The following is a 15,044-nucleotide window of genomic DNA, read 5'->3' on the forward strand; positions in this document are numbered from 1 at the left end:
TCACTCGACTGACGGATCCCGCGCCGGGGATGTGACGCGGGGACCGGCGCCCGCGCTGATCACCAGTCCCGCCCGGACCGCCCCCGCTTGGTCTCCGAGCGCTGCTTCTTCTCCCGCAGCCGGCGCTCGTTGATCCCCCGGGGGATGCGCGTCGGTCTGCGGGGCTTCGGCGGTGGGGCGGTCGCCTCGGCGAGCAGGGCGGCCAGGCGCACCGCGGCGGTCTCGCGGTTGCGCCACTGGGAGCGGTGCTCGGAGGCGCGGACGGTGACGACCCCGTCGACCAGCCGCCCGGCCAGCCGCTCCAGCGCCCGCTGCTTCCACACCTCGGGCAGCGCCTCGGTCTTCGCGAGGTCGAAGCGCAGTTCCACCTGGGAGTCGCTGGTGTTGACGTGCTGCCCGCCCGGCCCGGACGACCGCGAGAAACGCCACATGAGCTCGGCCTCGGGCAAGGAGACGGAGCCGCGGATGACATAGGGACCGGACATGACCTCCATGTTCCCGGCTCTGTCCGGTCCACGTCACCCGGTTTTCGTCATCGGGCACCGCCGTCCGGGTGGGCCCGGGTAAAGAAAGTAAAGACACCTGGAACCTCACCTACCCCTCTCAGCGTTCATAGGGGTAGCTGTAGCTTCTTGCCGTACGTCAACGAGGGAAGGGACTCCCAACAATGGCTGTAAGCCTGTCCAAGGGTGGCAACGTCTCGCTCACCAAGGAGGCTCCGGGCCTGACCGCCGTCACCGTGGGCCTCGGCTGGGACGTCCGCACCACCACCGGCACGGACTTCGACCTCGACGCCTCCGCGATCGCGGTCAACGGACAGGGCAAGGTGTACTCCGACGCCCACTTCGTCTTCTTCAACAACAAGCAGACCCCGGACAACACGATCGTCCACACCGGCGACAACCGCACCGGCGAGGGCGCGGGCGACGACGAGGCGATCAACGTCAACCTGGCGGCCCTCCCGGCCGACATCGACAAGATCGTCTTCCCGGTCTCCATCTACGACGCCGAGAACCGCTCGCAGAACTTCGGCCAGGTCCGCAACGCCTACATCCGCATCGTCAACCAGGCCGGCGGCGCGGAGATCGCCCGCTACGACCTGTCGGAGGACGCGGCGACGGAGACGGCGATGGTCTTCGGCGAGCTCTACCGCAACGGCGCCGAGTGGAAGTTCCGCGCGGTCGGCCAGGGCTACGCCTCGGGCCTGGTGGGCATCGCCCAGGACTTCGGCGTCAGCGTCTGACGGACACCCCGTGAAGCGGCGAAGCCCCCGGCCATGTCCGTGGCCGGGGGCTTCGGTGTGCCCCGCGATAGGTTGCCCCGTGTGATCCTCGAGCCGCTTCGCCTCTCCCCCGACCACGACATTCCGGCCGCCCTGCTCACGGAACTCACCGCGCTCTACGCCTCCAACCGCGAGTTCCACGCCCTCAGCGGCGACTTCCCCGACCCGGACGCCATCCGCCCGGAGCAGGTGGCGGCGGCGCTGGCCGACGAACTGGCTCACCCGGATGCGGAGGTGCTGCTCGCGCGCAGCGCCGGCCGGCTGGTCGGGACGGCGATCACCCTGGCGCACCACCCGGACCCGGCCGACCCGGACCCGTGGATCGGGCTGCTGATGGTGGATGCGGAGGTCCAGCGGCAGGGCCACGGCAAGGAGTTGGCGTCGCTCGTCGAGGACCGCTTCCGCGCGGCGGGCCGCACCGCCGTACGCCTCGCCGTCCTCGACCACAACCGCAGGGGCCTCGCCTTCTGGACCTCCCTCGGCTACGAGGTCGTCGCCCGCCGCCCGGACCGCCGGCTCGGCCGCCCGTGCACCATCCTGCGCAAGGTGCTGCGCACGCCGCGCCGCGCGGCCCGTGTCGCCGTGCTCGACCCCGACGGCTCGGTGTTCCTCTTCCGCTACGACAACGTCGAGGTCGGTGTGCACTGGGCCCTGCCCGGCGGCGGTCTCGAAGGGGAGGAGGGCCCGCGCGAGGGCGCCCTGCGGGAACTGCGCGAGGAAACCGGCTGGACGGATCTGGAACCGGGCCCGCTCCTGTGCACCTGGGAGCACGACTTCACGCACGCGAGCATCCCGGTCCGCCAGCACGAGCACATCTACGTCACCCACGGCCCCCGCCGGGAACCCACCGGCCCGCATCTGGCCGCCGCGCACGCCGAGGACGGCATCCTCACCTGGCGCTGGTGGACCCGCAAGGAGCTCACCGAGGCGCCGGAGCCGGTGTGGCCGCCCGAACTGGCGCGACTGCTGGACGAGTTGGAGCAGAATGGGCCGACGTGGAGTGGATGACACTGGCCGGTACGGGCCTCGGTGCGGCGGTCGGTGTCGGTTCGACGCTGCTCGCCGACCGTTCGCGCTGGCGCCGGGACACGGCGGACCGGGCGCGTCAGGAACGCAAGGAGATATACGTGTCGTGTCTGACGACGTTGCGTCAGGCGCACGAGTCCATGCGGGCCGTGGCGACCGGGGACCAGCAGCGGGAGGCGGCAGCCGTCGACGCGGCCGTGCGTGAGGCGTTCCGGACGTCGGGCTGCAACGAGGCGCGTGAGACGGCCCTCATCTGTGTGCCGCCCGGGATGGCCGACAGGCTGGAGGAGGCCTATCTGAGCCTGCGTTCCCTGCGCGATGTGCTCGCCGCCGGGTATCCGCTCGGCTCCGCCGAGTACAAGGAGGCCCGCCGGGCGCACACCCGGAGCGTGGACACGGCCCGCGAGGCGATGCGCCACGACCTCGAACGTCAGGTGTGAGCAACGGGCCGGCAGGTGGGACACCCGGGCACCGGGTCGTCCGTCAGGGGCGGTCCGGCTTTCCGTTCCCGTACAGCCAGTCCTTCCAGATCCGGCCGAAGTTCTTGTCCGGCGCCTTCTTCTCCACATACGCGGTGAACTCGGCGGTGTCCGCGTTGCCGTGGCGGTGGGCGGCGGCCCAGCCCTGGACGATGTCGTAGAAGGTGTCGTCGCCGACCTTCTGCCGGATCTTGTGCAGGACCATCGCACCACGGTCGTAGACGGGGCTGTCGGAGAGGTGCGCGGCCTTGTCCGGCCTGGCGGGCGGGAAGGCCCAGATGGCCCGGTTCTCCTCGGGGTCGTCGTAGTAGTCGCCCCGGTAGAGGGCCTTGAAGATCTCGTCGGTCGTGTCGCCGCCGTGGTCCTCCTGCCACAGCCACTCCGCGTAGGTGGCGAAGCCCTCGTTGAGCCACATGTCCCGCCAGGTCTTCGGCGTGACCGAGTCGCCGTACCACTGGTGGGCGAGTTCATGCACGAGGGTCTCGGTGTCCGGGGTGCCGGGGAAGACGGGCCGGTTCTGGGTCTCCAGGGCGTAGCCGATGCCGTCCGCGTCGTCGACGATCGCGCCGGTGGAGGAGAAGGGGTAGGGGCCGAAGTTGTTCTCCGCCCACTCCATGACCTCGGGGATTTTCGCGAGCACGGCCCGGCTCTCCTCCGCCCGGGCCGGGTCGACGGCGACGTACACGGGCAGTCCGTCGCCGGTGGAGGTCCGGCGGATGTCGTACCGGCCGACGGCGACCGTGGCGACGTAACTCGCCATGGGTTCGGCGGTGTGCCAGGTGAAGGTTGTACGGCCGCGGGAGGTCGCCTGTCCCGTCAGCTCTCCGTTGGACACGGCCTGAAGACCCTCGGGCACGGTGACGGCGATGTCGTACGACGCCTTGTCGGAGGGGTGGTGGTTGCCGGGGAACCAGGTCATGGATCCCAGGGGCTCACCGAGGGCCAGCGCGCCGTCCCGGGTGCGCAGCCAGCCCTCCTGGGACCCGTCCGGATCGGTGATCGCCTTGGGCGTGCCGGAGTAGCGGACCGTGACGCGGAAGGTCTCGCCCTTGTCGAGGCTGCCGTGCGGGCGGACGGTCAGTTCCTGCCCGGTGCGGTTCCAGCGGGCCCGTCTGCCCTCGACGCCGACCCGCTCGACGTCCAGGCCCTTGAGGTCGAGATCGAAGGCGGACAGGTCCCGGGTGGCGCGGGCGGTGAGCGCGGCCTTGCCGGTGAGACGGTTCCGGCCGGGGTCGTAGCGGAGTCTCAGTTCGTAGTGCGTCACGTCGTACCCGCCGTTGCCCGCCTTCGGGAAGTACGGATCACGCAGGCCGGAACCACCGGGGGCGCCGCTCGCTCCGGAAGCCCCGGTGCACCCGGTGAGGGCGAGGGCGAGGAGAAGCGACGCTGCGCAGACGGCGGCAGGGACAGCAGAAGCGGATCGGGACACGTCAATGATCCTAGGCGGGCGTGACACCATCACCTACGTGCTCGACATCGGCTACGCCCTCTCCAACCGCTTTCCGGACCCTCCGCAGACGGACTACCGCCGCGCCGACGTCCGCGCGCTGCGGCACGACCTGTTCTGCGGTGACGTCTACCTCGCCGACACCAAGGCGGACCGGGAACTGTCCACAGCCTGGGGATGGGTGCCCGTGCTCGACTTCGCCTGGGCCCTGTGCGACATCGTGGAACGCCTCGACCGCGACCCGGCGGGCTCCCGTGCCGCCCGCCCCCAGCACGCGGAACTCGACTTCACCGAGTCCACGGACCGCATGCTCTTCGAGCGCCGCTTCGGCTGGGTGGACATCGAGGCCGACTGGATGGCGGCCGACGAACCGCCGCTGACGTTCTCCCACTCCGAACTGCGCGGCGAGGCCCGGGACTTCCTGCACGATCTGCTCGCCGACCTGATCGATCTGCACGAGGACCTGGGCGAGAACCCGGCGATCTGGACCCTTCAGGCCCGGTTTCCGCGCTTGAGGTGAGCCCGCGCGGGCCACCCGCTCCCACTCCTCCTCCTACTCCTCCACACGAATCCCCATCTGCGCCGCCAGCACCGGTGCCAGATCCAGCAGTTGCCCGGTGCTGATCACCGCTCCCGCCAGCCGGTCCACCCCGCGCGCGATCTCCAGCGCAGCGGCAGCGCGCAGATCGACGTCCGTCAGTGTCGCGCCGGCCAGGTCGGCTCCCTTCAGGGCACAGTCGATGAACTCGACCCGGTCCAGACGGGCGCCCCCGAAGTCCGGCTCGACCAGCACACAGTTCTCGAAGACGACGTCCCTGAGGCGGGCCGACCGCAGATTCAGGTAGTCGATCTTGCCGCCGCGGATCCACACCCGCTCCAGCACCGCGCCGTGCAGCTGCACCCCGCCGAGCCGGGCGTCGACCAGCTCGACATCACGCAGGGTCGCCTCGGCGAGGTCCGTGCCCACTCCCCGTATGCCGGTGAGGACCGAGTCGAGCAGCCGGGCGTGGTGCAGGGACGTCTCGTCCAGCGCGCACCCCGTCAGCGCGCAGTCCATGAAACGGGCGCCCCTGCCGTCCTGCCCGGCGAGGTCCGCCTCCCGGAACGCCAGCCCGTCGTAGTCCCCGTCGGGCTCCAGCTCACCGCCGCCGAACGGCTCCAGCGGCGGCAGCCGCACCTCCGGCCGCCGCGCCCCCTTCACTCCGGCTCCGCCGGTCCCACCGGCCCCGCCCGTCGCTCTCCTCGCCATGCACCCATCCTGCACCCCGCCACTGACAATCCCTGTGACCTGTCCCTCTGGCCCCTCTGACCTGTCCCTCTGACCTGTGCAAACCCGCCCCATGTCACATTCCGGGGCCCTCCGGCGGTCCTACTCGGTGAAAGGCGACCCCGACGCGAGGGAGACCCCCAGCCATGCACCGCATCACCGTCATCGGCGGCGGCTTCGCCGGACTCACCGCGGCCGTCACCGCCGCCGAGGCAGGCGCCAAGGTCACCGTGTTCGAAGCCCACCACACCCTCGGCGGGCGGGCGCGGACCGCCGAGGGCCCGTACCGCACGAACGAAGGACCGCACGCCCTCTACAGCGGCGGCCCGCACTGGGCCTGGCTCCGGCAGCGCGACCTCATCGGACCGCTCGCACCGATCCCGGCCCTGGAGGCGGCCCGGCTCAGACTCCGCCACCACGGAGTGCTGCGGCGCACCCCGCCCTTCGCGATGCTCAAGCTGCTGCGCCGGGGCGCCCGGCAGGCGCCCGAGGACGCCGACTTCCTGACCTGGGCCGCCCAGCAGGCGGGCGAGGAGGGCGCCCGCGCCGCCGCGCACTACTCCGCCGTCGCCCTCTTCCACCACGATCCGGGCGCGCTGTCCGCCGCGTTCGTGCAGGAGCGCCTGCGCCGTGCCACCAAGCTTCCGCCCGAGGCGCACTATCCGCGCGGCGGCTGGGCCACCGTGATCGACCGGATGGCCGCCCGGGCCTGGAATCTGGGGGTGCGGATGGAGACTCTCTCCCGGGTCGACACGCTCCCGACCGACACCCCCGTCGTCGTCGCCACCTCCCTGGACGCGGCCCGCCGCCTCCTGAAGGACGACTCGCTGACCTGGACCAGCGGCCGTACGGTCCTCGTCGACCTCGCCCTGCGGACCCGGCGCGGCGACGCCTTCGCCGTCTCCGATCTCGACGCTCCCGGCTGGATCGAGCGGTTCACCGCACAGGACCGCACCCTCGCACCCGTCGGCGAGCAGCTCGTCCAGGGTCAGATCCCCATCGCCCCGCACGAGTCGAAGGCCGACGGCACCGCCCGCGCCGAGCAACTCCTCGACCTCGCCTTCGAGGGCTGGCGCTCCCGTGTCACCTGGCGGCGCGAGGCCGTCGCCAGTGGCCGTACCGGCGCGGTCGATGTGCCCGGCACCAGCTGGCGCGACCGGCCCGCGATCGACCGCGGCGACGGCGTCTATCTCGCGGGCGACCAGGTCGCCGCGCCGGGTGTGCTGTCCGAGGTCTCCTTCAACAGCGCCCTCACCGCGGTGTCGCTGGCGCTCGGCCGGCACAGCCTTGACCTCAAGCACGCTTGAGGTCGAAGAGTGGACTTCTCATGGACATCGCCCAGGGAGCCGCCATGCACGCCGTCCGCCTCCACGCCTTCGGCCCGGCCGAGAACCTCACCTACGAGGAGGTCGAGGCTCCCCTCCCGGGCCCGGGCCGGGTCCGTATCGCCGTCGAGGCCGCGGGTGTCCACCTCCTGGACACCGCACTGCGCGAGGGTGAGCGGGGCCCGCTGCCCGAACCGCCGGCCCTGCCCACCATCCCGGGCCGGGAGGTCGCGGGCACGGTCGAGTCGCTCGGCGAGGGCGTGGCCGGGCTGTGGCTCGGCAAGCGGGTGGTCGCGCATCTCGGCCTCGCCCCGGGCGGCTACGCCGAGCTCGCCGTCACCGACGTCGACCGCGTCCATGAGATACCGGCGAACCTGGATGCCGCGCAGGCCGTCGCCATGATCGGCACGGGCCGTACGGCGATGGGGATCGTGCAGTTCGCCGAGCTCGGCCCCGGCTCGGTCGTCGTGATCCCGGCTGCGGCCGGCGGCATCGGCACCCTGCTCGTGCAGTACGCCAGGAACGCCGGCGCCACCGTCGTCGGCCTGGCGGGCGGCCCGGAGAAGACGGCCCGCGTCGAGGCGGGCGGCGCCGACCTGGCCGTCGACTACAAGGACCCCGACTGGCCGGACAAGGTCCGCGCCCACCTGGGCGGGCGGGGTGTCACCGTCGTCCTCGACGGCGTCGGCGGTGCCGTGGCCCGCGAGGCCGTCGCGCTGCTGGCACCGGGCGGCAGGCACCTCGTCTTCGGGTGGTCGGCCGAGGGCATCCGGGGCGGCAGCGGCTACTTCGTCGAGGGCGTGTCGGAGTGGGTCCTCGGCCCGGTGATGCTGCGGAAGGCCGGCGGGCCGAACCCGCTGCGCACCCTGGAGCTGCGCGCCCTGACCGAGGCCGCCGAGGGCCGGCTGACCCCGGCGGTGCAGCGCTTCCCGCTCGCCGAGGCGGCGGCCGCGCACCGGGCGCTGGAAACGCGCGGAACGACCGGAAAGGTGGTACTGGAACCATGACCAGGCACGGAGCGGCAGGGGATGCGTCGCATCCCGAACCATGGTCTTCTGGCGGGGTGAGCGTCACCCGAAAAGGTGAACCGGTCGCCGCCGAGGACGCCGACCCCCGCCGCTGGTGGGGCCTGGTGATCATCGCCCTCGCACAGCTGATGGTCGTCCTCGACGCGACGATCGTGAACATCGCGCTCCCGTCCGCCCAGCGGGACCTCGGCATGTCCGACGGCAACCGCCAGTGGGTGATCACCGCCTACACCCTGGCCTTCGGCGGCCTGCTGCTGCTCGGCGGGCGCATAGCCGACCTGGTGGGCCGCAAACGCACCTTCCTCATCGGCCTCGTCGGCTTCGCCGCGGCCTCCGCGCTCGGCGGCGCGGCCACCACCCCGGGCATGCTCTTCGGCGCCCGCGCCCTCCAGGGCGCCTTCGCCGCTCTCCTCGCCCCCTCCGCCCTGTCGCTGCTGACCACCACCTTCACCGACCCCAAGGAACGCGGAAAGGCCTTCGGCATCTACGGCGCCCTCGCGGGCAGCGGCGCCGCGATCGGCTTCATCGTCGGCGGGCTGCTCACCGAGTACCTGAACTGGCGCTGGTGCCTCTACGTCAACGTGCCCATCGCGATCATCGCGTTCCTCGGCGCCCTCGCCCTGCTCCACGACCGTCCCGGCCACGCGGGCGCCCGCCTCGACGTGCCGGGCGCCGTGCTGGGCTGCGGCGGCCTCGTCGCGATCGTCTACGGCTTCAGCGAGGCCGAGCCGCGCGGCTGGACCGACCCGCTGGTGCTGGCCCTGTTCGCGGGCGGAGTCGCCCTGCTCGTGGCGTTCGTGTGGTGGCAGTCCCGGGCGCCGATGCCGCTGCTGCCGCTCCACATCGTCAAGGACCGCAACCGCGCCGGCTGCTTCCTGACCATGGCGCTCGCGATCATCGGCATGTTCGGCCTGTTCCTGTTCATGACCTACTACCTCCAGGTCATCCTCGAGTACTCGCCGCTGAAGACCGGACTGGCCTTCCTCCCCCTCACCGTGGCGATCATCATCGGCTCCACCCAGATCTCGGCCCGGCTGATGAGCCGTGTGCCGCCGCGCATGCTGATGGTCCCCGGCATGATCCTGGCGGCCGGCGGCATGCTGATCCTCACGCAGATGACCGTGGACAGCGCGTACACGACGGAGATCCTGCCCGCCCTGCTCCTGATGGGCCTCGGCATGGGCCTGACCTTCATGCCGGTGTTCGCCACCGCGACCGCGGGTGTCGCCCCGCACGACTCCGGGGTGACCTCGGCGACCGTCAACACCTCGCAGCAGGTGGGCGGTTCGATCGGCACGGCCCTGCTCAACACGATCGCCACCACCAGCAGCGCGGCCTACCTCACCGCCCACCTCCACGACCCCTCGCAGAAGGCCCAGGTCGCGCGGGAAGGCATCGTCCACGGCTACACGGTCGCGATCTGGTGGGCCGCCGGCATCATGCTGCTGGCGGGCCTGATCGCGGGCCTGATGGTGACGGCGAGGCCTCCGCAGCAGGGCGCGCCGGCGGGTGCGCCGGTGCCGGAGTCGGTGGCCTGAGAAGGGGGAACCGTGGACCGCGGACCTCCGGGGGACCGCGGAGCCCCTCCCCGCCCACGTGCTGTCAGTGCCGCCCCGCCACCCGGTCCGCCCACCGCGCCAGCCGCGACGACTCGGCGCTGTGCGTGGCCGTCTCGCGGCGGTCCGCCGTGCGATAGGTGGCGTACATGCCCTGCACGCCCAGCCAGCGCAGCGGCTCCGGTTCCCACTTGCGCACCTTGTGCCCCACCCATGGCAACTCGGTCAGCTCGGTCCGGCCGCCCTGCCCGGAGTCGAGCCGCACCAGGTCGCACAGGGTGCGGCCCGCCAGATTCGCGGTGGCCACGCCCGAGCCGACGTATCCGCCCGCCCAGCCGAGCCCCGTCGACCGGTCGAGCGTGACCGTCGCGCACCAGTCGCGCGGCACGCCCAGCACGCCCGACCACGCATGCTCGACCCGCACCCCGGCGAGCGAGGGGAAGAAACCGACGAGGATCTCGCGCAGCGCCTCGATCGTGGTCTCCTGGGTCCGGCCGTCGTTGTCGGTCCGCGATCCGAAGCGGTACGGCACTCCGCGCCCGCCGAGCGCGATCCGGCCGTCGGCGGTGCGCTGCGCGTACATATAGGCGTGCGCCATGTCGCCCAGCGTCTCCCGCCCGTCCCAGCCGACCGACTCCCACTGCGCGTCGGTCAGCGGTTCGGTCGCGATCATCGAGGAGTTCATCGGCAGCCAGGTCCGCTTGTGGCCCTTGAGCCCGGCCGTGAAGCCCTCCGTGCAGCGCAGGATGTAGGGCGCGCGGACGGTTCCGTACGGGGTCACCGCGTGCTGGGGCCGGATCTCCGTCACCGGGGTCAGCTCATGGACGGTGACCCCGAGCGCCTCCACGGCCGCCGCGAGCCCCTTCACCAGCTTCACCGGGTGCACCCGCGCCCCGTGCGGGGTCCAGGTGGAGCCGACCGCGTCCGCGACCTTGATCCGCTCGGCGGTCTGCCCGGCGTCGTACAATTCACGGTCCTTCTCCCCGAAGGCGAGCTCCGCCCGGTGGAAGGCCTTCAGCCGCGCCAACTGCGCGGGAGTGCGGGCGACTTCGAGCACCCCGCCCTGGTGGACGTCGGCCTCGACGCCCTCCTCGGCCAGCACCCGGACGACCTCGTCGACCGTGTCGTTCATCGCCCGCTGAAGCCGTACGGCCGCCTCGTGGCCGTGCAGCTTCGCGTACCGGTCGCGGCCCGCGATGCCGTTGTACAGCCAGCCGCCGTTGCGACCGGAGGCCCCGTACCCGCAGAACTTCTGCTCCAGGACGGTGATACGGAGGAAGGGGGCCGCCTTCTTCAGGTAGTACGCGGTCCACAGTCCCGTGTACCCGCCGCCGACGATCACGACGTCCGCCGCCGTGTCCCCGGCGAGCGGCTGCCGCACCGCCGGGAGACCGTCGTCCGCGTACCAGAAGGAGACACCGCCGTTGACGACACTGCCGGCCGAGCTGCTCATGGCCGGGAACCTAACCTCTCGGGACGGCCCTTGTCTCCTTCGGATTCCGTGCTTTTCCATGCCTCTGACCAGCGGACAACAGCCGAGCGCGCTCGGGTTAGCCTGCCACCGTGATCCGAACCGCGACTCCTGCCGACGTCCCCGTCATCCACGCGCTGATCCGCGAACTCGCCGCGTACGAGAAGGCCCCGCACGAGGCCAGGGCGACCCCGGAACAGCTCCACGAGGCCCTCTTCGGTGAGCGGCCCGCCGCCTACGCCCACATCGCGGAGGACGACGCGACCGGCGAGGCGGTCGGCTTCGCGCTCTGGTTCCTCAACTTCTCCACCTGGCGCGGTGTCCACGGCATCTACCTGGAGGACCTGTTCGTCCGCCCCGCCGCACGCGGCGCCGGCCACGGCAAGGCCCTCCTTGGCGAACTCGCCCGCATCTGTGTGACCCGCGGCTACCAACGCCTGGAGTGGTCCGTCCTGAACTGGAACACCCCGGCAATGGAGTTCTACGCATCGCTCGGCGCCCGCCCGCAGGACGAATGGACGGTGTACCGCCTGACGGACGAGTCACTGGAGCGGCTGGGCAGCAGCGCCTGATCGGCCCCGAGACACCAGCCGACGGCCCAGCCCCAGCAAATCGACCCGCGCGCCGGCGCCGACGCACACGGCCACCGCCCGCTCCGAGCCCGCGAGCAGGACATCCCGGGCGGGTCCCCTACCGCCCGCCCCGCGAGAACGAGCCCGACCCCAGCGCCTGCGCCCGCGCCCGCCTGCGCACACCATCACCCCCACAAGGCGCACCGCCGGGCGGCAACGCCAGATCACACCCGGGACGCCAGCCGACGGCCCAGTTCCAGGGGATCCGGCCGGCCGCCGGCGTCGGCGTACTGCGCCATCGCCAGTTCCGGGCGGGCGAGCAGGGCCTCGCCGGCGGGGTCGCCTTCCGCTCGGGCCGCGAGGCCGAGGCCGACCCAGGTTTCGGGGTCGCCGTCGCCCCGGGCGATGCGTGCGCGGAAGGCGGCGAGTGCCGGTGTCGTACGGCCCGTGACCAGGTCGACGTCCTCGGGGCGGGCCCCGTCCACCGTGGCGCCCGGATCCTCGCGCAGAGCCTCGAAACCCGCCGGGTCGGCCAGCAGCCACCGCAGCAGCACGGCACGTGTGTCGAAGCCGCGCTCCGGGGTGCCCGGGACGAGTGCCGGCTCGGCGGGAGACGGGCCGGTTTCGACGCGGGCGCGGACCTCCTCCGGGCCGGGCCGCAGATGGTAGGCGCGCCAGGTCGCGCGGTGGTCCGCGATCGCCAGGTCGGCCGCCGACCGGGCCCGCGGGTCCACGGGTTCCGCCAGCCAGGGTTCCAGTCGGCCGGACAGTTCGGCCACCAGTCGCCGGCCCAGGTCGGTGAGCGCGTCCGACCGGCCGATCGCCCGCAGCGCGTACGCCGTCTGGGACCGCCACAGCGCGAACTCGAACTGCCCGAGCGGGTGCGGGCGGCGCCGCCAGAACGCGGTGACGCCGAAGAAGGCGTACACCCCCTGGAGCAGCCCGCCGAGCGGCCGGGGGTCGTCACGCCAGGGGGCGTAGTGCAGCCCGGCCGTGCCGCGGTCGTCGTACAGCGTGAACAGGTGCATGAACGCGCTGAGTTTGTTGTGCTGGAACTCGTGCACCAGCGTCGACGCGAACTGCTCGCCGTCGTCCGGGAAGGACGTCAGCGCCGCGCCGAACGCGTCGCCCGACGAGGCACTGTGCGGCCGGAACCGCTCGCTGCGCGGCCGGGGCACCAGCGCCACCAGCCCGTCGGCGAGGGCCCGGGCCGCCTCGGGGTCGGTTCCGCGCAGGATCTCCCAGGCCTCGCCGAACAGCTCCTGCCAGCCGGCGGACGAGTCGAGGGGGGCGGCCGCGAGGTTCTTCCGCAGGGCACGGTAGGGGTCGACGGGGTCCAGGAGCAGGGTGCATCCGTCGGCGCGCAGCTCAGCGAGGGGATGCCAGTCCGGCCCCTCCAGCGGGCGCCCCGCGATCCGCACACCTCCGGCGCGGGCGGCGGCCTCGGCCACGCCCCACTCCCCCGCCTCCGGCACCCGCATCGCCCCGAGCGAGGGCAGCACCGCCCACCCGTGCCGGACGGGGACGTCGGTACGGAACTCCAGCCCCGCCCGTACGGCGGCCGCGGTCGCGAGCGCGTGGAGGTGGCCGGTGTCCGCCCACAGGGGCGCGTCGTCCTCGGCACTTCCACGCAGCCGGCGCAGCGTGTGCGCGGCCCACACCCCGACGGCCGGATAGGCGAGCAGCGCTTCCACCGCCTGCCTCGACGCCTCCCAGGCCCGCGTCAGCAGGCGCCAGGCGTCGGACGGCGGGGGCAGGGGGCCGACCGGTGCCGTGGCGGCCGTGTCGAGCAGCGCCCGTACGACGAGCAGCCGCCAGCTGCGCTCACTCGCGCGCAGCGCGCCCACGGTCGCCGGGCCTCCTCCACCGCCCAGCAGTTCGTCGAAGGACCGCGGGGTCAGGACGTGGGAGCGGGGCGTGGGGAACAGGGAAGGCAAGGAAGGACCTACTCGTCGTACGCGTCACGCTGCGGCTGGTAGCCCCCGAGGCTGCTCGCGGGGTCGTCGATCCGGGCGAGCAGGCGCCGCATCGAGTCGCCGGCGGAGCCGAGGTCGAGGGAGGGCCAGGCGCCCAACGGGATGTCGCTGAGGTCGATCAGCTCCGACTCGACTCCGGACTTCTCCATGGCGCCGTCCCCGTGACAGTGAAGGTGGTGTTGCACATAATGCCGCGAACATGCCCGGAAACACCGCTTTCAGGCGGTTTTCAGGCCACTTGAGTGAACCGTACAGCACCACAGGCGTCACACCGGACCACAGCCCGGAATCCGCCCGAATCGAGTGACGGATGACCGAACAGGGTAGGAGCCGGGTTGTCGAACTCCCCTGGATGAACGAGGAGTTGCACAGGAGGGCGGGCCGAGCAGAGTGCCGACGGCAGACGGAGGGCGCGGACTGGATCCGCGGCGGGTGGCCGAGGTCATGGTGGGGCCGCCCGCGGCCGGGGGCCCCGGCCGACGCGGTTCCGGATACTGGGTCGGGCCGCGGTGGGTGGTCACGGCCGCGCATGTCGTACGGCATGCCGGACCGGACGCCGTACGGGTACGGTTCGAGGCCGACCGGACCGACGAGTGGACGGTGCCCGCCCGGGTCGTCCTCGCGGCGGAGAAGGCCGACGTGGCACTCCTGGAGATCGCGGAGCCGCCGCCCGGGAGCGTCCACGCGGTCGGGATCGAGCCGCCCGTGTACGGGGCCGTGCCCGACGCGGACGTCGTGCTGCCGTGCACCGCCCTGGGCTTTCCGCGGTTCAAGCTGCGCGAGGACCGGATGCGGCTGCTCGACGACGGCTCGCCCTCCCAGTACCGCGACTCGTGCCATGCCACCGGGATGACCTCCGTGCTGTCCAACCGTCGCGAGGGCACCCTCGAACTCGCGGTCACCCCGCCCGAGTCGGACACGGAGCCCGACCGCTCGCCCTGGGAGGGGATGTCCGGGGCGGCCGTCTGGCACGACGGCACGCTCATCGGACTCGTCGCCGCCCACCACCGTAACGACGGGCTCGGCCGCCTCGCCGCCGTCCGCGTGGAGCGCTGGTACGAGCTGCTGACCGGCTCCGAACTGGACCTGTTGCGGTGGTGCGCCGGACTGCCCGGCTCGGCCCCCGAACTGGTCCGCTTCGGCTCCCCGGAAAGCTCCGCACCGGGACCGGTCGCCCTGACCCACCTCCCGGACCGTCTGCCCCTGCGCGAACTGAGCGGACTGGTCGACGCGTTGACCATGCTGCCCACCGTGCGTGACCCCGCCGGGCTGGCGTTGGTCCTGGGCAGCATCGACCCCATGGTCTCGGCGATGAGTCCCCGCTCACCGGCGCTGCGGCCGGATGTGTTCGGCGTCCTCGGGACGTGCTTGCGATATCCGGGAACCTTGGACCAACTGCTAGAAGCGATACGGTTGTTGGAGGGCGACTCCGCCGGGGTGGCCCGCATGGACCAGGAGGCGGTGGAGTTGGCCCGGCGCCACCGCCCAGCCGATGAGAGGCGCTGACCTGATCTGGCACGGCCGCGCGGGTACGGGGTTTCATCCTCGGTGCCGCGGGCCATCATCAGGAGGATGTAGGCAGCCCGCATCTACACATGTAGCCGGGGGAAAGGGG

Annotated in this window: 15 protein-coding genes; 9 read left to right on the forward strand and 6 right to left on the reverse strand. The window is 72.4% G+C overall.

What is annotated here, in order from left to right:
- Positions 1 to 59: 59 nt before the first annotated feature.
- On the reverse strand, positions 60 to 494 hold the full coding sequence (arfB, locus tag F7R91_RS13525; protein ID WP_150947990.1) for an alternative ribosome rescue aminoacyl-tRNA hydrolase ArfB: 435 nt from the start codon (positions 492 to 494) through the stop codon (positions 60 to 62).
- Positions 495 to 667: 173 nt separating this feature from the next.
- Here arfB and F7R91_RS13530 point away from each other — a divergent pair, with 173 nt between their 5' ends.
- From F7R91_RS13530 to F7R91_RS13540, 3 genes are all read left to right on the forward strand, one after another.
- A complete protein-coding gene (locus F7R91_RS13530; protein WP_150947992.1) occupies positions 668 to 1,243 on the forward strand; it encodes a TerD family protein in 576 nt (191 codons plus the stop codon).
- 81 nt (positions 1,244 to 1,324) lie between these two features.
- Complete coding sequence (locus F7R91_RS13535) at positions 1,325 to 2,290, forward strand: bifunctional GNAT family N-acetyltransferase/NUDIX hydrolase (protein WP_150947994.1); 966 nt, start codon at positions 1,325 to 1,327, stop codon at positions 2,288 to 2,290.
- Positions 2,287 to 2,748, forward strand: coding sequence for a hypothetical protein (locus F7R91_RS13540; RefSeq protein WP_408056031.1), 462 nt, complete (start codon positions 2,287 to 2,289; stop codon positions 2,746 to 2,748). Before F7R91_RS13535 ends, F7R91_RS13540 begins: the two co-directional genes overlap by 4 nt.
- A 43-nt stretch (positions 2,749 to 2,791) precedes the next feature.
- On the opposite strand, the gene F7R91_RS13545 is transcribed toward F7R91_RS13540, so the two are convergent.
- Positions 2,792 to 4,216: a M1 family metallopeptidase gene (locus tag F7R91_RS13545; protein WP_225320629.1), complete on the reverse strand. Its 1,425-nt coding sequence runs from the start codon at positions 4,214 to 4,216 to the stop codon at positions 2,792 to 2,794.
- A 4-nt stretch (positions 4,217 to 4,220) separates the two neighbouring features.
- Between F7R91_RS13545 and F7R91_RS13550 the strand changes: the two genes are divergently transcribed.
- Positions 4,221 to 4,754 (forward strand): hypothetical protein, encoded by a 534-nt coding sequence (locus F7R91_RS13550; RefSeq protein ID WP_225320630.1) that lies wholly within the window; start codon positions 4,221 to 4,223, stop codon positions 4,752 to 4,754.
- A gap of 33 nt (positions 4,755 to 4,787) precedes the next feature.
- Here F7R91_RS13550 and F7R91_RS13555 read toward each other — a convergent pair whose 3' ends face one another.
- Positions 4,788 to 5,483 carry a pentapeptide repeat-containing protein gene (locus F7R91_RS13555; RefSeq protein ID WP_191971468.1) on the reverse strand — a complete coding sequence of 232 codons (696 nt, stop codon included), beginning with the start codon at positions 5,481 to 5,483 and terminating at the stop codon, positions 4,788 to 4,790.
- Positions 5,484 to 5,647: 164 nt separating this feature from the next.
- Here F7R91_RS13555 and F7R91_RS13560 point away from each other — a divergent pair, with 164 nt between their 5' ends.
- From F7R91_RS13560 to F7R91_RS13570, 3 genes are read left to right on the forward strand one after another with little or no spacing between them, the layout of a single operon-like run.
- A complete protein-coding gene (locus F7R91_RS13560; RefSeq protein ID WP_150948003.1) occupies positions 5,648 to 6,808 on the forward strand; it encodes an FAD-dependent oxidoreductase in 1,161 nt (386 codons plus the stop codon).
- Positions 6,809 to 6,852: 44 nt separating this feature from the next.
- Positions 6,853 to 7,833, forward strand: coding sequence for a zinc-binding dehydrogenase (locus F7R91_RS13565; RefSeq protein WP_150948080.1), 981 nt, complete (start codon positions 6,853 to 6,855; stop codon positions 7,831 to 7,833).
- Positions 7,834 to 7,889: 56 nt separating this feature from the next.
- Complete coding sequence (locus tag F7R91_RS13570; protein ID WP_225320631.1) at positions 7,890 to 9,392, forward strand: MFS transporter; 1,503 nt, start codon at positions 7,890 to 7,892, stop codon at positions 9,390 to 9,392.
- Positions 9,393 to 9,456: 64 nt separating this feature from the next.
- Here the strand turns inward: F7R91_RS13570 and F7R91_RS13575 are convergent, their stop codons facing one another.
- Positions 9,457 to 10,863: an NAD(P)/FAD-dependent oxidoreductase gene (locus F7R91_RS13575; RefSeq protein WP_150948006.1), complete on the reverse strand. Its 1,407-nt coding sequence runs from the start codon at positions 10,861 to 10,863 to the stop codon at positions 9,457 to 9,459.
- A 110-nt stretch (positions 10,864 to 10,973) separates the two neighbouring features.
- Here F7R91_RS13575 and F7R91_RS13580 point away from each other — a divergent pair, with 110 nt between their 5' ends.
- Positions 10,974 to 11,453, forward strand: coding sequence for a GNAT family N-acetyltransferase (locus F7R91_RS13580; RefSeq protein ID WP_150948008.1), 480 nt, complete (start codon positions 10,974 to 10,976; stop codon positions 11,451 to 11,453).
- Positions 11,454 to 11,677: 224 nt separating this feature from the next.
- Here the strand turns inward: F7R91_RS13580 and F7R91_RS13585 are convergent, their stop codons facing one another.
- Positions 11,678 to 13,390 carry an HEXXH motif domain-containing protein gene (locus F7R91_RS13585; protein WP_150948010.1) on the reverse strand — a complete coding sequence of 571 codons (1,713 nt, stop codon included), beginning with the start codon at positions 13,388 to 13,390 and terminating at the stop codon, positions 11,678 to 11,680.
- Positions 13,391 to 13,398: 8 nt separating this feature from the next.
- The gene (locus tag F7R91_RS13590) at positions 13,399 to 13,578 is read right to left on the reverse strand and encodes a hypothetical protein (RefSeq protein WP_150948012.1); all 180 of its coding nucleotides are present in this window, start codon (positions 13,576 to 13,578) and stop codon (positions 13,399 to 13,401) included.
- Between the two features lie 295 nt (positions 13,579 to 13,873).
- Between F7R91_RS13590 and F7R91_RS13595 the strand changes: the two genes are divergently transcribed.
- Positions 13,874 to 14,935: an effector-associated domain 2-containing protein gene (locus tag F7R91_RS13595; RefSeq protein WP_150948013.1), complete on the forward strand. Its 1,062-nt coding sequence runs from the start codon at positions 13,874 to 13,876 to the stop codon at positions 14,933 to 14,935.
- Positions 14,936 to 15,044: the final 109 nt, after the last annotated feature.

Source organism: Streptomyces luteolifulvus, from assembly GCF_008806595.1.
GTDB lineage: Bacteria > Actinomycetota > Actinomycetes > Streptomycetales > Streptomycetaceae > Streptomyces > Streptomyces luteolifulvus.